Origin of the sequence: Draconibacterium orientale (assembly GCF_900111425.1) — a bacterium.
Classification (GTDB): domain Bacteria; phylum Bacteroidota; class Bacteroidia; order Bacteroidales; family Prolixibacteraceae; genus Draconibacterium; species Draconibacterium orientale.
In genome coordinates this window covers 100,094-118,053 of sequence record NZ_FOHT01000001.1, presented here as the reverse complement: position 1 = coordinate 118,053, position 17,960 = coordinate 100,094, and the positions used below count along the sequence as shown (strand labels likewise).

Genomic DNA, 17,960 nt, shown 5'->3' with positions numbered 1-17,960 from the left:
TTTACGGGAGCAACATACTTCACCGAAAATTATTCACCGGTAATTGCATCTATTTCTTTAATTACTGCGTTGCCTGCATCTTTTAATTGATCGTACTGATCAACCATGGCCTCAAACTGGAAAGCGGCCAGTCCAATAACATTTCGAAATGGGGCCGAGGATGTATATTCTGCAAAATCCTCGTAATATTCCGACATGGGTGTGGCACGGTTAATTAGCGAATCCTGGGGCAAGAAAGCAGAAGCCAGAATTAAAGATCTGTCGAACTTGGTAGAGATGTGGGCCTCCTGAAACACCACATAATTGTTATAACTTTTTTCATTTTCAGCAATGTCGTTAACCAAGCCATGATACCGGGTTAAAAGCGAATCGAGAGCTGTGTTATTTATTTTGCCAAAAAAGCGCGAATTTTTTAATGCCTCATATCCGCCGGTGCTGGGTTTAAAATAATAATCGGCAAATGCTACCCCGCATGCCATAAAGAGGATAAGGTCCTCATCTTCGGTTTTGTCTAAAACACGCGTACGGGCTTTTTTGCATAAATCAGCTAATTGTGTTCTGTAAACCGTTACTGTATCCAGTTTACGAAGATCTTCCAGGGTGTGCGACTTAATTTTTACCAGGTATTCATTCAAAATCTGGTCATCTTTTCTATTCTGGTTCCAGTTATTGATTTGCACAGCAATTAAAATACCAATCACCACCAACACAATTTCGCCAATGGCATATTTAATGTATTGTCCGAATTTGTTTTCGCGGACTAGTTTTAAGCGTATTTTCCGAAAAAATCTAATCTTTTCTAACGATTTTAACAACCCGCCTATATACAATTTCCATTATACTCCAGTGCAGCCCCTGGAAATCGGTTGTATTCACAAATTGAACAACCACCGTATCAATGTCTTTATGGTATTTGGCAATGCTCATATAGCCCGGCATCAGGCCCGTGTGGTTGTAAACGTAAATGGAGGAGTAAATTTCCTGTTCACCTTCGTTAAACACCGAGCCATAGTTTAGTGCACGCAGGAAAATGCCAACATCTTCAGCACTGGCAACCATCGATGTGAGTTTGGTGCCGTAATCTCCGGCTTTAATGTCTTCTTCAATGCCAACGTAATATCCGCTCATTACATCGTCGATATTTTCTTCGCTTATCGAAGCAAAAGTATTTGTAAGGCCAAGCGGATCGAGAATTTCTTTTTTAATGGTTTGAAAAATATCTTCTCCGGTTACTTTTTCAATCAGCATCGAAATCAATAAATAGTTGGTGTTCGAATACCTGTACTTTTGGTCGGGCTCAAAATCGGCGGGTAAATCCAGCACGCGTTCAAGCGCTTCCTCGCTGCTTGCCGGTGGTTCTGCCCAAAAGTTAGGCGTGTCGGTTAAATTTGGTATTCCGCTTCGGTGCTGCACCATCATTCTGAGGGTAATTTTGTCGGCATTTTCAATTCTTCCCACTAATTCCGGGAAGTAATCGGCCAGTGTTTTATCCAGCGACAAACGTCCGTCGCTTACCAGTTTGGTAATGGCAACTGCGTCGTACAATTTACTGATGCTGGCAATTTTGAACAGCGAATGAGGATCGGCGGGTATTTTGTTCTCCCTGTTTTTGTATCCTGCAGCATAAAAAGCTGGTTCTTTACCGGCTTCGTCAACATATACAATTATACCATCAAATCCGTATTTAATACTTTTATCGAGCTGAGCCTGCACAGTATCGGGGAGTGGGGCAAGCATAATTTTTAGCAATAACCAGGGTACAAAAAAAAGCGATATGGCGGTTCCGGTAAATAACATTATTCTGATTATTAGTGTTGTTTGTTTCTTTTTCATTATCACAATTTTATTCTGAACGGAGAATTTATGCCGCTTTCTGTAACAGTTTCTTCTCTAATTTGTTGATTTTGGGTTTTAATCCAAACAGCGGACGTAAAACGCCAACCCTTCTTATTATAAGTTCATAAACAACATAGCAAGTGGCAAAAGTAAATGCTGTAACAGCAACGAATTTTGCCATTGGTGGCAGTTGCGTTGGCAAAATGATTAGTGCACCTGCATATAAGGCAAACATATGAATTATATAAACCGGATAAGCAGCCTGGCTTAAGTAGCTTAGTGTTGCACTTGGTTTGTTAAGGTATTGGTAACCCAGACCAAAAACGGCAAATATCCAACAGTTTGATTCGATGGCCATTAAGTATCCCGGAGAATTTGTTTCGTATACTAACAAGCGAATGATGTATAAAAACAACGCTAAACCAAGGTACAACCATTTCCATTTCGATATTGTTTGCCAAAATTGCTGTCCGCTGTAAATAAACAGAAAGCCAAAAAAGAAGGCAAGCAGACCAAGAAAAAAGCCGTGCCATGTTTCGGCGTAAACCGAAAAAATCTGAGGTTTTACCAACAGCGCTTCGGCGATAAAAAATACCGATAGTGACAGCGGCCCCAGCGGGTTTTTCATTAAAGCAGACAGTCCTTTTTTGAATTTACCCTCTTCGTTTTTCAACAAGTAAAAGAACAGCGGAGTGAATACCAGCACATAAATAAATATGTTGCCAAGGAACCACAAATGGCCCATGTGTGGGTAATACCCCAAAGGCAAATGGTAAAATTTCTGAAAAATGATGAAATGTAGCGGGGCAATAGCCAGTGCCCCAAAAATTAGTGGAACCAGAATCCGACGTGTACGTTCGGTAAGCAACTGCTTGTAGTTGCGTTTTCGCATGGCAAAATACACACCCATTCCTGAAACGTAAAATAATAGCGGAATCCGCCAAACGTTTAACAGTGTCATGGGTTTCCATAAACTTTCCAGGCTTTCGTTGCTTTTAATAAAGCCAACAAACATAGCCCACGGTTGAAAAACAATGGCAATGTGGTAAATCAGTAATAGGCCTATTGCCAGCACGCGTAACCAATCAATATCGTATCTTCTTTCTGTTTTCATTTTCTTTTTGTTTTAATTTTTCACTTTACCCCTCTGTCTTTCGACATCTCCCCTCACGAGGGGAGAACATCTTAAGCGAATATTTCAAGCGTTATTATTCTGCTTAATGCCGGTTTGAAACTGCTTCCCCTTTGTAAGGGGAAGTGCCGAAAGGCGAAGGGGTAAAGTTTTGAACACTTTCACATTATTACGTTATCTTGGCTACTGCAACATCATGGCAACAACAGGGCGGTTTTTTTCCACTTCCTCTAAATCGATTGTTATACCGAGCGGCTCTAATTGTTGCTGCATCATTTGGTAAATGGGTTTCATGTCGGCAAATGGAGCCAGAACTGATTCGCGGGCAGTTGCACCATAATTGTTTTTTAAAGTTTTGTCGGCTTTTGCATCAATAAGCATCTGCACAATTTCCAGGTGGCAGAAAAAGGCGGCAGCATGTAATGCGGTCGATCCCTCGTTGTTTTTCAGGTTCAGATCGGCACCGGCATCAATCAGAGCTTTGGCAATTGCTGTTTTATTAAACGATATGGCTGCAATTAGCGGCGTTGAACCACTCATCTGGTCTTTTTTGTTAATATCGGTTCCGGCTTCAATGTGTTGTTTTACGGCTTCGAGGTTGCCCGACATAATTGCGGTATGCAAGTCAACTTTTGGTTTTTCAACGCCTGACTTCACTTCGGTATCATTTCCCGAGTGTACTTTGTTATTACTTCCCGAATTTGCACAAGCAGATAATAATACCAGGAGAATAAGTGAAAAATTTACTACTGCTTTAACTGAATTTCTTTTTAGTGTTTTCATTTTTTAAAATTTTAATGTTTTTGATTTTGAAAATTGTTTGTACAAAGATGAGGGTTTCGTAAACGACTGATTTAAACCATATGCGGCGATAAGTGTTACGTTTGAATCGGGCATGAAAATTATGATGCAGAAATGCAAAATTTGAAGCAAACGGCGTTTTTTCATCTGCATTTTCATAAATTTTTCTACTTTCGGGTTAATAAGAAACAGCATGTCGAACACATCAATTTTGGGAGCAGATTTTATCGAACAAGTGGAAGCGATTATTCTGGAGAATATCGCCAATGAGCAATTTGGCGTTTCCGAGTTGGCCGATCTTATGAATATGAGCCGTTCCAGTTTACTCCGAAAAATTAAAACCCATACACAGCTTTCGGCGAGTCAGTTTATTCGGCAGGTTCGCGTTACAAAAGGTATGGAGATGTTGAAGCAAACCTCGCTAACAGTAGCTGAAATTTCCTACGAGGTTGGTTTTGGAAACACTTCTTATTTCATTAAATGTTTTCGCGAACAATACGGTTATTCGCCCGGTGAGGTGCGAAAAGGAGCTGTACCTGAAGAAAACGGAAATGCTCAGGAAAGTGTTCCCGAAAATTACAAATGGTATGCGATTGGGGCGATGGCTGTGGTTGTAATTGTTGGGTTCGTTTTATTTTTCAGTAGAAAAAGCGAATCTCGTGTTGAGTTGGAGAAATCGATTGCCGTGTTACCTTTTGTAAACGAAAGCAGCGATTCGCTGAACCTGTATTTTGTGAACGGGCTCATGGAATCGACTTTAAACAACCTGCAGAAAATTGGCGACCTGCGCGTTGTTAGCCGAACTTCGGTGGCCAGGTATCGCGGTACAGAAAAAAGTATTCCGGAAATTGCTGAAGAGTTGAATGTGAATTACCTGGTGGAGGGAAGTGGACAGCGTTTTGGCAACCAGGTTTTACTCAATATTCAGTTGGTTGAAGCCGCTACCGACCGACCAATATGGGGAGAACAATACAGCCGTGAAGTAGATGATGTATTTGCGCTTCAGAATGAAGTAGCCCGAAAAATAGCACAGGCCATTAAAGCCGTTGTTACGCCTGCCGAATTACAACAAATTGAGAAAATCCCTACGGAGAATTTAGAGGCTTACGACTATTATTTGCAGGCACTTAACTTGTATTATAATCGCACACCGGAGAACCTGGAGAAAGCAATTTCCTTGTTTGAGAAAGCGATAGAAGAGGACGATCAGTTTGCGCTGGCTTATGCCAACGTGGCTATTTCGTATTATTTTCTCGATGTTAATCAGAAAGAAAAACAATATACGGAGCAAATCAACAATTTTGCTGATAAGGCATTGCTTTACGATTCTCGTTCGGCTGAAAGCCTGATTGCCAAAGCCCTTTACTACATGCAAATTGAGGAGTACAACCTGGCTTTGCCACACCTTGAAAAAGCGCTGGAGTACAATCCCAACTCCCTGGCGGTGGTACAAATGCTGGCCGATTTGTATGCGCGCGTAATTCCGAATACCGCAAAATACCTGGAGTATGCACTAAAAGGTATTCAGTTGGATGTTGCAGCCAACGATTCTATTGGTAAAAGTTACATTTATCTGGCACTGAGTAATGCGCTTGTTCAGAATGGTTTTGTTGATGAGGCAGCGACTTATATCGAAAAATCGCTCGATTTTAATCCTGAAAATTATTATGCGCCGCTGATGAAAGCTTATATTTTGTATGCACAAGATGGCGATGGTGAGCGGACCAAAAGACTGTTGCTTCAGGAGTGGCGCAAGGACACTACCCGTCTGGATCTTTTGCAGGAAGTGGCAAAAGTTTATTATTACCAGGAGGATTATGACAGCGCCTTTTATTATTTCGAAAAATTTGTTGCTGCCCGCGATAAAGGCGGACTGGATATTTATCCGCAGGAGGATGTGAAAATTGCCCGGGTTTATGAAAAGATGGGTTTGAAGGAGCAGGCCGCTAATTTTTTTGATAATTATGTGGAGTATTGCGAGAAAGATCAATCGATTTATAAAAGTGCCAGCATGGCCGTAATGTATGCCTATAAAGGAGAATACGAAAAAGCTGTAGAGCAACTCAAGATTTTTTCAACTCAGGATAATTACCAGTACTGGATTTTACTTTTTCAGGATATGGATCCGATTTTGAAACCGCTGGAAGCTAACCCGGAGTACCGGAAAACGATTCAGAAAATAAACGATCGGTTTTGGAAAAAACATGCGACCATAGAAAAGGTATTGGCGGAGAAGGGATTGCTATAGGGATTTGATCTGATTTTGGCAAAATTCCAATCGCGGAACTTGCTAAAGATCTGTTATGTACAAAATCATCCTCCACGGATTCTTTCAACAAAATAAATCTGTTACCAATAAAAAACGACCACATTACGCGGCCGTTTTTGTTGGATTATTTTGTAGCTCTTTTGAAAAAAATGCTGTCAATATTGTAAACACACAACTTTGCCATCGAGTAATGAAACGATGATACGGTCATTGTTAACCGGCAGAATATGGTTTACCAGCGCATTTGATAATTTGTACCTCCAGGCCACCTGGTGCGATGTTTTGTTAATGGCGCATACAATTCCTTCGGTTGTTGGCACAAAGATCAGGTTTCCGCTTTCGGTAATCGGCGAAGGAGCAATTTCGTACCCCAGCTCTGCCTTACATTCCCATGCCAGCTTTTGTTCGTCGGCAGAAGTATAAAAAGCGTCAACATTTCCTTCGGTCATGTTTTTAATGTAAACCAGTTCGCCATCGTTCGAAATGCCAATTGATTCGCGGCAGGAGTATTCTTTCGAATGCCAGATTTCTTCTCCGGTTTTAGCATCAAGCGCTGTCATGTACCGATCAGGTGCAACAATAAATATTTTACCGTTGGCAGCTACCGGCCAAACTGCTGCCGGCGATAACATGCGGTTGCTGTATTTCTCGCGTTTCCACTCCAGCTTGCCGGTTTTGGCGTTGAGGGCATAAAAAGTATTTCCCCACGAGCCAAAATAAACTGTGCCCTGGTAAACCAGTGGTTTACTTTCCACAAAGTTTTTCACATCGCTGAAGGCCCAGTTCAGCTGGCCCGAATTTAAATTGATGGAACGAAAAATCCCTTCAGACGACCCGATGTAAACCGAATTTTTATAAATTCCAGGAGAGGCCACAATGGATTTATCGGTAGAGAAACTCCATTCTTTCTCGCCGGTTTTCAGGTTCAGGCAGTAGATATTATTATCGGTTGAAGCACAAACTACCTTGTTTTTTGCGATGGCTGGCGTTGAATAGATTTTCCCGTTTGTTTGAAATTGCCAAATGTATTCACCTGTGTTCTCATTAAGTGCAACAATGGCTCCGGCAGCATTTCCGTAAACGGTAATCCCGTTTTTGCTGGCTAATCCTGTTCCTATATCGCTAACATCCTGCACCTCCCAAACCTTTGTAATTTCTGGATAATTCTGGTTTACCGAATAATCGGGGCGCGGGTAGTCGTTTTCTTTTTCAGTAAAATGGTGATTTTGCAGTGGTATTTTGCACCATTCTTCGTGTGTTTTTACCCCGGTAGTGCGCTCGGCATAGTACATTGTATCTTGCTTGATGGTAACAATATTGTACCCGCCAATTTCCTCTTTTGCTCTCAGGTTCGATCGTCCCATTACACCCGGAATACCTTCAAAATCGAACAATATGTTGCGGTGCCCGTGGCCCAGCAAATCCGCCTGGATATTGCGTGTTTTTAACAGGTCGATGATCTTGTACCAGTTCGACAGTGAATTGTCGAGCGGATAATGATTAACAAAAATAATGGGCTGTTCAGGATCTTTCATATTGTGCAAAACCGAATCGAGATAAACGATCTGCTCGTGTGGAACCAGTCCGGGAGCCATTCGCATATTGGGGCCACTGGCCGTTCCTATAAACAGGTAACCACCGGCTTCGAACGAAAATTCCTCGCACCCGAAAACACGAACAAAACTGTTATTGCCGCTTTCCGACCATTTTGAATCGTGATTGCCGGGAACAACATACCAGGGTTTATTTAATTCTGACAGGATTGATTTTGCTTCCCTTAGTTCTTCGTCGGAGCCAAATTCGGTAACATCGCCCGACAGAATGACAAAGTTGATGTTGGCCTGGCTGTTAATATCTTTCACTGTTCGCACCAAGTCTTCTGCTCCTGTACTTCCGCCAACATGGGTGTCGGTAATATGGGCAAAACATACTTGTTGAGCACGTGCAAAAGGCACTAAAAAAAGAAATAAACTTGCCAGAAAGAGTGTTTTCTTCATCATAAAATTGTTTTTCATCTTTTAATACAATAAGTATTTTTTACGCATTTGTTTGAAGTTGTCGAGATCCGCTTGCCACGACTTGCGAATTTCATCTTCGCTAAGTCCGGCAATAATTTGTTCCCGTAATTGGTCTGTGCCAGCCAGCTTATCGAAAAATGGCGTGAAAAAATTCTCCTTGTCATCCGATTTATTGTAAAAATCGATGACGTATTTTATTTCCAGCTGTTTAATATTTTGAAGTTCGGCCAATGGCGTTTCCGAAAGGTCGTAACCGTAGCAGGTTTCGCCTTCAAACTTCGGATGCAGTGCCAACACCGGTATCGATTTCGGTACGTATGAAACATCTTTTGGAGTGTAATAGGGCGCTCCAAATACCTGAAAAGGTTTATCAGTTCCTCGTCCTTCGTTTACATCGGCGCCTTCAAACAAACAGATGGAAGGGTAGAGGTAAATCGATTTCATATCGGCCAGGTTGGGCGAGGGAAGTACCGGAAGCTGGTATTTGGTTTCGTGGGTGTAATTTTTCATTTTAACCACTTCCAAATCACACTGAATACCATCTTTCAGCCAGCCTTCGCTATTCACCATTTGGGCATATTCGCCAACAGTCATTCCGTGAATAACCGGAATTGGAAATAAGCCTACACCGCTTTCGAAACCCGGTTTTAACACTGGGCCATCAACGTAATATCCAAGAGGATTAGGTCGATCGAGAACGATAACTTTTATACCATTTTCGGCCGACGCTTCCATTACTCTGGTCATTGTGTTGATATAAGTAAAGAAGCGAACGCCAACATCCTGCATATCAAAAATCATTACGTTGATGCCTTCCAGCATTTCCGGCGTGGGTTTACGGTATTGTCCATACAACGAATGCACCGGAATTCCGGTGTCAGGATCAGTTGTCCCGTCAACGTGCTCACCGCGTTCTACATTGCCTTTATAGCCGTGTTCAGGCGCATAAATTCCTTTTATGGAAACACCTTTATTAAAGAGATAATCGATAAGGTGAACAGAATCGATAACCGAAGTTTGATTGACAACCAACCCAACATTTTTGTTTTCGAGAAAGGGGAGATACGAATCTGTGAGTTCGGCTCCAACAATTACCTGTTGTGGCGGAGTTTTAGTTGTAGTTTTGCAACCAGAGAAAAGAATGTATGACAGAAGAATTATGACTGATATTGTAACCTGTTTCATTCCTGATTATTTAATTGATTTAAAAAAAAGAGGCTGCGATAACAAGTAAGGCAGCCTCTAAGGTATTAACCTGAGTTCTGCTTTAAAATAACTCACAGCTTTAGCTATTTTTAGTCAGAAACTTTCACCGGTTTTCGCAGTACTATCGGGATAATACAAGAAAATTGGGGGAAGTTTATGGCAAAAAGAGCAAAGCCTGAAAGGAAAGTCCTTCTCACGCCATCTTCACATTTAAAATTCTTTGAAATAACTCGTTATTCCTTCAGAATTTTAAATGCAAATCTGACGCAATTATGACTTTCTGTGAAATATTTTAAAATTGAACTCAGGTTATTAATTCCAGGCTATATTTTTAGTTCCATCCTGGTGTTTGAGTCAAAGTGTAGCCTTTGTCAGCGTATTCACTGATTTGTGCATTTCCTACCGGAGCAAGATATACACGGTCGGTAAATTCGTCGCGTTCGGCAATACTTTCAGGAACAAAATAGCCCACCATTTCAGCGGCGTTTGTACCATCGTAGGTAACAATTGTTCCGTTTTCATTTTCCACTCTTAACACGCCTTCTTTTTCTTCAACCAGCCATTCAGGGAATTCTGCCTGGAAATCAATCCATAATCCACGCATGATATCCGGATTTTCAGAAGCCCGCATGTAGTCGATTTTATTCCAGCGTTTGATGTCGAGCAGACGAGAGTGTTCGTAAACAAATTCCATACGGCGTTCGCGTCGGATTTCCCAAATTAAGGCAGGTACATCTGAATCGCGGGCAGGATCGTCAGGCAATGCATTTAGCAACAGCGGAGCTGTTTGTGTAATACCTTTTTCAATCGCTACGTCATCCAACGGGCGCTGGCGAATGGCATTTATAGAAGCATCAATGTCGGCCTGAGTAACCGCTGCGCCGCCCATAGTTGCCAGTTCGGCTTTTGCTTCAACCCAGTTCAATACCACCTCAGCCAAACGCATTACCGGAGCATCGTTGGTATTGGTGTTTGAACCGTAGATTGAAGGATAACCAGAACCATAGTAAGTTGGACCAACTCTGTCGATAAATTTATCGGCATACAACAAGGTAGCTGATTCTTTCATTGGTGCATCCCAGAAAGTGGCTTCAAAACGTGGGTCGCGGGTGGCAGCCATGTTTTGAATATCCAGTTTGTCGGCATTTTCAACCGACGAAAGTTGGTAGGGTTTTGCATCGGTACAAATAAATGCTTTTGCCAATGAAAGGTTAGGTGCAGTAGCTTGTCCTTCTGTTAAGTTGGAATAAGAAGCAACATGGTGTGTTACATTCAATGCAGCATCGTAGTGACGGTACATAATAACTTCGGCATTTCCTGCCAAATCCTGAGAACCGAAAAGCGAACGGAAATCACTGGTAAAAGAGTATTTACCCGATTCCATCACGATAGCCGCTGCATCAACAGCCATTTGTAAATATTTGCTTGCTTTTTCCGTGTTATTCAGATGGTATTTTTGCCAGGTTCCTTCAAACAACATAAAGCGCGAAATAAATCCGGCAGCAGTATAGCGGTTAAGGTACTGTGCATCGCCGTCCGATAATCTCATGTTGGCCAAAACATACTCAAAGTCTTCGTACACCTTGTCCATTACCTCGGTACGGTCGTCGCGATCTTTATACAAAACATCCAGTTCAGTGTCTGCAACAACGCTTCCGTAGTAAGGAACATCACCAAACACACTTACAAGTCGGCTGTACTCGTAACCTCTGAAAAAACGGGCAACTGCAGTCCAGTGATTTTGTGCTTCTTCGGTAAGAATTCCGGCTTCCATATTTTCAATTCTATCTAAAAACAGGTTCGATTTTCTTACCCACGAAAAGTTCCAGCTTGGTCCGGCATAAGTTGTCATCATGCTTGGCGTAGAGCTTGTACTGGCTCTCGACGATGGAGCTTGTGTTTCAAAACCACCCTGTTTTCCACGAGAAGTAAAATCATCGGAGAAATAGTAACTACGAAGTGGGGTGTACGACGAACTCCACGACGAGTTATATCCAACAAAGTAATTTTCGTAAAAACCGTTGGCAAACAAACGAAGGTTGTTTTCCGAGGTCCAGTAGGTCTCGTCGTTCATTTCGGTAAGCGAAGGTCTGTCAAGAAAATCGTCGCAGCTGGTAAATGCCAGTAAGACCAGTGTTATTAATATTAAACTATATTTTTTCATGATTGTGTCGATTTTAGAAATTTAACTGAAGACCAATTGACGCACTTTTAAAGGTTGGTGTTCCAATACCTGTACGACTTAAGTTGTAGTTGCTGCTGTTCCACATTGAGTAACCTGAAATTTCTTCCGGATCGATTGGCAGGTCGCGCAAATTATCGAAAGTGAAGAAGTTTTCGAGTGATACATAAACACGCAGGCTGCTTAGGCTGGCTTTTTCAACAAGCTGAGCCGGTAATGTATAACCAAAAGTGATGTTTTTAATTCTCAGGTACGACATGTCGAGCAAATAGCGTGATTGTCTGGCCAAATTTAATCCGTTATTACCATTGGCCATGTTGTATGGGCGAGGATAGAAAGCGTCAGTGCGGTCTTCTCTCCAGAAATCAGTGGCCATTGCTTCTGGCATTGCACCGTCGGAAGCGTTAAATCCGGGAATAGCAAAAAATCCGTTACCCCAAACATCGCGTTTTCCTACACCTTGAAGGAACACAGATAAGTCGAAACCTTTATAGTCGGTATTGATTCTGAAACTGTATTCGTAGCGAGGAGTACTGTTACCGATTTTTTTCAAATCGCCATGGTCGTCCAACAAACGGCTGCCATCGTTAATAACTCCGTCGCCATTCAGGTCTTTGTATTTAACATCGCCGGGGCCAAACATAAAGTTACCCGATTGCAGGTAGCCTTGTGTTGCTGCATCTGGATCAGAAAGCTGATAAACGTTTCTGTCGTCAGATGATGTTACGGTTACCAATTCGCCATCACTGTATACAAAGTCGTCGGCCTGGTACAACCGATCTGTTTCATACCCCCAAATTTCGCCATAAGTTTTTCCTACATACCAGCTGTCAACAACTTGTGTCGATCCGTATTTGGTAATCTTTGTTTTTGCATCGGCTACTGTTGCCACAATATTTAACCCTAAACCATTGCGGAAACGGTGGTTGTAGTCTAACTGCAATTCAAATCCGTTGGTACGCAACGAACCAAAGTTGCCTTTTGGTGCCGATGTTCCATAAGTGGTTGGAAGACCTTCCTGAGGAACAATCATGTTTTCGGTATCACGCTGGTACCAGTCAAATGAAAGTCCCAGTTTGTTATCGATAAAACGTGCGTCGAAACCTAAGTCGAGTGTAGTAATATCTTGCCAGGTAATGGCAGCTGCTACCGAAGCAGGAGTGCCGAAATCATAAAGTTTTGAACCGCCAATAATCCAGTTGTTGTATCCACCTGACATGGTTGGGATATATAATGAATTTCTTACGGTTTGGTCGCCAATTGTACCCCACGATCCGCGCAGTTTTAGCGAGCTAAGCACGGGTTGCAAAGCTTGCATCCAATCTTCTTCGCTAACACGCCATCCGGCAGAGAACGAAGGGAACCAACGCCACTGAAGATCGGACGGGAATTTAGAAGTACCATCGTAACGCAGGTTGGCTTCCAAAAGGTACTTGTCTTTCAGACTGTAGTTGATACGGCCAAAAAATCCAAGTTGTGATTCCCAGGCTTCGCTTCCGCCAGCAGTTTGAGTACCGGTAGCCAAATCGAACTGAGGATTGTTATAGTCAATCAGTGCCGTTTTTTGCGACCAGTTTGAAGCAACGTCGTAAGCTACCCGGTTCATACCGGCCATAAAATTGAACTTGTGAATTTCGTCTAACGTAAGAGCGTAAGTGGTATTCAGGTTAATTGTTGACCACTTTTTGTTTTGAGCAATACGATAAACACGGTCGGGGTTGGCACCAACTCCGGTGTAGGTTAGCAGGTTCAGTTCGTAAGCTTCCATAGCACCATTGGCCGTTGAAGCCACTTGCTCACCCGCATTGTTTACATAGATACGGCTGCCGCTTTCGTCGTATTTTGGCAATGCCGAACTCCAGCTGTTACGTGCAGTGTAACGTGTTCCGGGGTTTTTGTTAATGTATTCCTGGTTGGCATAAGTATAATCGAAGTTAATATTCCAGTCGTCAACCGGAGTAATAACAAAACCACCGTTCATACTGGTGTAGTTGGTTTCCTGAAATGCTGTGTTAGCCTGTGCAACTTCTGAAACGGGGCTCCTGATCGGGTCTCCCTCTTCTGTTGTTAACGGATAAATCGGGCTCCAGCGGTAAAGGTACAACCACGGGTCGGCAGTCGTAGATGCTGTTGCAAAAGGATATCTTTTTACGCGTTTCGAGAAAATCGATCCTCCGTGAACTTTCAACCAGCTGTTCACTTGCGTTCCAACTTTTATCGAACCGTTGTATCGTTTAAAGTCATCTTCTTTGGCGGTTTTCATCATACCATTTTGGTCGAGGTAACCAAAGCCAATATTAAAGTCGGTATTGCCGGTTTTTCCGTTAACCGAAAGGTTATGTTGCTGACTTGGTGTCCATTCTTCGATCATATAATCGTAAGGGTCATAAGTACGCAAACCCAATTTATATCCGTTGGCATCAACATACCAGTCGCGTCCGTAAAGCATTGGGTCGTTTGGTTTTACAACATCGCCATATTGTTGTTCCCACTGCACTGCTTTTTCGTAGCTGTCGCGGGTAACCTTCCAGAAAGCACCGGTAGCAGTTGCACCAACTCTTTCGGCGGCCAAAATTGAATACTCCAAGGCTTCAACTCCACCCATTTCAATTTTTTTCGAGATGTTTTGGAACGAAAGGTTAGCAGAGTAAGAGATATTTACGCTTTCGGTTGAAGCTCCTTTTTTAGTGGTAATAAGAATTACACCAAAAGCTCCTTTTGCTCCGTAAATCGATGCTGACGCAGCATCTTTCAGTACGGAGATAGAAGCAATATCGTCAGGATTAACCAGCTGGATAGAAGGAATTTCAACGTTGTCGAGCAAAATAAGAGGAGCAGTACCTCCTTCGAAAGATGCCAGCTGACCACGAATTTTCAGAATTGGGTCGGAGCCAACTTCTCCACTCGGAACAACAACGTTCAAACCCGGAGTAAGGCCTTGTAAACCACGACCTACGTCGGGAATTGGTCTTGCTTCCAGTTCTTTGGTATCCACCGATGCAACGGCACCGGTTAAGTTGGTTTTTTTCTGGATTCCGTAACCCACAACAACAACCTCGTCCAGTTCTTCCGACGAAGGTTTTAGCGCGAAATTGTAGGTAGTTGCGTCACCAACAACAACTTCCTGCGATTCCATACCAATAAAACTAACTTTTATGGTGGCGTTAGCACTCACGGTAAGTTGGTACTGTCCGTCAATGTTTGTAACAACACCATTGGTGGTTCCTTTTTCAAGGATCGACACACCAGGTAGCGGTTCATTTGTCGACTCTTCCCGTATTACACCGGAAATCTGACGTTTCTGCGCAAAAACCATAATGCCCATGCACAGAAATAGAATTAGTAATAAGCCTTTCTTCATGATAGATAAGGATTTAAATTAAATTAATGTTTGTTTTCATAATGTTCAAATTCATTACGTGTAACTCAAGATTATGTAAATAAGTAAATTAGTCTTTGCGTGATCAAATAATATCATGGATATGATTTTTTATCACTTACTTTCCATTTCATCGTAAAATGCCTGTAAAATGTTGGTTCTAACATTTAGTTTACCAAGCATGTTTCCCTCTCGCGTTGGGTAAACACGGTTGCTCAGGAAGATGTAAACCAGGTTATAAGTAGGGTCGGCCCAAACAAATGTTCCGGTAAATCCGGAATGCCCGAAACTTTCGGGGCTCGCTCCCGGACATGGATAACTCTGTTCCGGGCTAAGTTCGTTGTTGTTCAGCAGCGGTTTGTCAAAGCCCAATCCCCGGCGGTTGTTATTTTCCGGAAACTGAACACGCGTAAATTCTTTCATGGTCGATTGGCTTACATACTGCTCTCCGCCGTAAGTGCCCATTTGCAGATACATTTGAATTAGTTTTGCCAGGTCGTTGGCATTGGCAAAAAGACCGGCATTACCTGCCACACCGCCAAAAACGGCAGCAGCTTCGTCGTGTACCGTGCCCTGAACCTGCTGTTTGCGGTAGTACGAATCGTATTCTGTAGGGACGATGCGGCTTTTCGGAAATTTATTTAGCGGGTTGTAGGTAATATTGTATGCTCCGAGCGAGTGGTAATAATTGGCATCTAAAAAATCGGTGTAAGCTTGCCCCGACAGGTTTTCGGTGATTTCAGGGATAAGCAGAAATGATAAGCCGCTATAGACATATTTGCCCGGAGGATTCAACTCCGATTTTCGTATATCCTTGTAGATCTTTTTTGTGAAATCGTTTTTTAGAAACAGGTTTGGAGCCACTTCCAACTGATAATCGTGTGTTTTTTGAACGGAATACCAGCGGTTTTTTAGCTGCCCGTTTTTTGTTGTTTCCGACCAGTAATTGATGTAGGGAATCAGCCCGGCCTGATGTGCCAGAATTTCGCGCCAGCCCAAATCTTCTTTGTCCGACGAATGAAATAAACGTTTTTTCCAATCGGGCCAGTAAGCTGAGAATTTATCGTTGATATTGATTTTTCCTTCGTCGCTGAGTTTAAGCACTGCTGCCAGTGCTCCCGATACTTTTGTAACCGAAGCCAGATCGTACAAATCGTTTTCCGAAACCGGAATTCGTTCTTCGTAAGTATGATAACCATAGGTTTTCCGGAATACTATTTTCCCATCTTTTGTCGCTAAAACGCTACAGCCCGGTGTTGCCCGTTTGGCAATGGCATCGCTAACAAGTGAATCGATACGGTGATTCAAACGTGTGCTGTTCATTCCAACTTCTTCAGGAATGGTGTATTTCAAACGAACCGGCTTGCTGATGTTTAGCCCGTTGCCCATTTTGTAGTAGTTGCCAAGCGTAACCGGAAGTTTACCCAAGGCACCAATGCCGCCAAAAATTTGCTGAGCAGCTAACTCCTGTACCAGCGAGTCTTTTTGATAAGCCATAATCAGACCGGCCGGTGGAGTAAAGTCGCGAACTTCGGTTATTGCATACGGACTGGAAAAGAATACAACGATCGACTTTTTATTATTCGATAAATAGTCCAATAAATTTTCGGTTTCGTTGCTTAACCCGTAAGGCCTTTCGGGCTTTGCCTTTTGCAGGCTGCCTACCTGCATCGATCGCCTCGTTTTGCTTTCGTACAAATGCAGGCCGGCAATTACCAGGTTGTAATCCTGAAGTTTTGCTTTAACCGCAATTAATTCCTTTTCCGAAAACTGTTCAGGAAGGAAAAAGTTATCGGTTTTTGTGTACTTCGAAAGCATCTCCTGGAAAGGAGTTACTGTTGACTCTCCAACAGTAAGGCAGGCGATTTTTAAAGTGTCGAGGCGTTTTAGCGGAATGATATCGTTTTGGTTTTCCAGAAGCGTTAACGAGGCCTCAATTAATTTCCTTTTTACCAGTTCGGCTTCAGCACTGTTTAAGTCTTCCATCAGGTTGATACGCGAAACAGGAGCCAGTTTATTTAAACCAGCATCGTATTTTGCAGCCAGTACTTTCCGGCATTTAAAATCTATTTCGTCTTGTGTTAACAGGCCCGACTCAATCGCCTTTTTTATTCCGGCAATTGTTTGTTCTACATCTTTCGGAAATTCCACCACATCGTTACCGGCTTTTAGCGCCAACGCTTCAATTTCGCCGGGTTCACCATAACTTTTGGCACCGGCCATATTCATGGCATCGGTAATTACCAGCCCCTGGTAATTCCATTCATCGCGAAGAATTCCGTTGAGTATTTTCGTTGACAGGCTGGATGGAATGCCTTTTATGCTGTCCAGTTGAGGAACATTTAAGTGGGCGCTCATTACACCGGCAACGCCGTTTTTGGCCAGTTCTTTAAACGGATAGAGCTCAACTGAATCCAGTCGCTCGCGCGTGTAAGGAACCAGCGGAAGGGTAAGGTGCGAATCGGTTTGTGTGTCGCCATGTCCGGGGAAATGTTTGGCAATGGCCAGAATATTATTTTCCTGCAAGCCCTGCATATAAGCAATACCACATGCTGTAACTTGTTTGGGCGATTCGCCAAACGAACGCATCCCGATAATTGGGTTTAGTGGTTGGGTATTTATATCGACAACCGGACCGAGGCTAACCTGTACGCCCAAACGTTTCATTTGTTTGGCCATTTGGGTGGTGGCCTGTTTTATTAATTCCGGACTGTGCGAGGCCCCCATCATCATATTGTAAGGGAAGGGCATTACTCCGGGAAGTCGCATTGCGGCTCCCCATTCGGCGTCCATAGCAACAAAAAGCGGCGTTTGTGCCGATGCCTGATAGAAATTGGTAAGTTCTGCCTGTTTTACCGGATCGCCGGTAAAGAAAATCACGCCTCCCAGGTTGTATTTTTTTATCAGCCCGGCTACTTTTAGCTGGCTGGCAATGTTCTTATCGGCTGCTGTATTAATCCATACCAATTGTGCTATGCGCTGCTCGGCCGTCAGCGATTGAAATACAGAATCTACCCAGTGATTTTTGTCGGTTTCAGCAGGCTGTGTTTGTGCCATGGCAGTTGCTCCGATTACAAAAAACAGAAGTAGTAGTAAGGCCGTTTGTTTCATGTTCCAGATCATTTCTGAATGCTGTT

At 42.9% G+C, this 17,960-nt stretch carries 10 protein-coding genes; 1 reads left to right on the top strand and 9 read right to left on the bottom strand.

The annotated features are described in order from the left end of the window. Positions 1–29: 29 nt before the first annotated feature. From BMW53_RS00470 to BMW53_RS00455, 4 genes are all read right to left on the bottom strand, one after another. Complete coding sequence (locus tag BMW53_RS00470) at positions 30–815, bottom strand: DUF6090 family protein (RefSeq protein ID WP_051567982.1); 786 nt, start codon at positions 813–815, stop codon at positions 30–32. After that, the gene (locus tag BMW53_RS00465; RefSeq protein WP_038561556.1) at positions 790–1,833 is read right to left on the bottom strand and encodes a serine hydrolase domain-containing protein; all 1,044 of its coding nucleotides are present in this window, start codon (positions 1,831–1,833) and stop codon (positions 790–792) included. Before BMW53_RS00465 ends, BMW53_RS00470 begins: the two co-directional genes overlap by 26 nt. Positions 1,834–1,861: 28 nt before the next feature. Further along, positions 1,862–2,950: an acyltransferase family protein gene (locus BMW53_RS00460; RefSeq protein ID WP_038561559.1), complete on the bottom strand. Its 1,089-nt coding sequence runs from the start codon at positions 2,948–2,950 to the stop codon at positions 1,862–1,864. A 201-nt stretch (positions 2,951–3,151) separates the two neighbouring features. Continuing rightward, positions 3,152–3,751 (bottom strand): ankyrin repeat domain-containing protein, encoded by a 600-nt coding sequence (locus tag BMW53_RS00455; protein WP_038561562.1) that lies wholly within the window; start codon positions 3,749–3,751, stop codon positions 3,152–3,154. A 211-nt stretch (positions 3,752–3,962) separates the two neighbouring features. Here BMW53_RS00455 and BMW53_RS00445 point away from each other — a divergent pair, with 211 nt between their 5' ends. Then, positions 3,963–6,017 (top strand): helix-turn-helix domain-containing protein, encoded by a 2,055-nt coding sequence (locus tag BMW53_RS00445; RefSeq protein WP_038561567.1) that lies wholly within the window; start codon positions 3,963–3,965, stop codon positions 6,015–6,017. 176 nt (positions 6,018–6,193) lie between these two features. Here the strand turns inward: BMW53_RS00445 and BMW53_RS00440 are convergent, their stop codons facing one another. From BMW53_RS00440 to BMW53_RS00420, 5 genes are all read right to left on the bottom strand, one after another. Then, positions 6,194–8,053 carry a BamB-related PQQ repeat family beta-propellar protein gene (locus tag BMW53_RS00440; protein ID WP_217642857.1) on the bottom strand — a complete coding sequence of 620 codons (1,860 nt, stop codon included), beginning with the start codon at positions 8,051–8,053 and terminating at the stop codon, positions 6,194–6,196. Between the two features lie 3 nt (positions 8,054–8,056). Next, the gene (locus BMW53_RS00435; protein ID WP_038561570.1) at positions 8,057–9,241 is read right to left on the bottom strand and encodes an exo-beta-N-acetylmuramidase NamZ family protein; all 1,185 of its coding nucleotides are present in this window, start codon (positions 9,239–9,241) and stop codon (positions 8,057–8,059) included. A gap of 352 nt (positions 9,242–9,593) precedes the next feature. Continuing rightward, positions 9,594–11,426 carry a RagB/SusD family nutrient uptake outer membrane protein gene (locus BMW53_RS00430; RefSeq protein WP_038561573.1) on the bottom strand — a complete coding sequence of 611 codons (1,833 nt, stop codon included), beginning with the start codon at positions 11,424–11,426 and terminating at the stop codon, positions 9,594–9,596. Between the two features lie 13 nt (positions 11,427–11,439). Further along, a complete protein-coding gene (locus tag BMW53_RS00425; RefSeq protein ID WP_038561577.1) occupies positions 11,440–14,805 on the bottom strand; it encodes a SusC/RagA family TonB-linked outer membrane protein in 3,366 nt (1,121 codons plus the stop codon). Positions 14,806–14,937: 132 nt separating this feature from the next. Further along, positions 14,938–17,934 carry a serine hydrolase domain-containing protein gene (locus tag BMW53_RS00420; protein ID WP_038565252.1) on the bottom strand — a complete coding sequence of 999 codons (2,997 nt, stop codon included), beginning with the start codon at positions 17,932–17,934 and terminating at the stop codon, positions 14,938–14,940. Between the last annotated feature and the right edge of the window lie 26 nt (positions 17,935–17,960).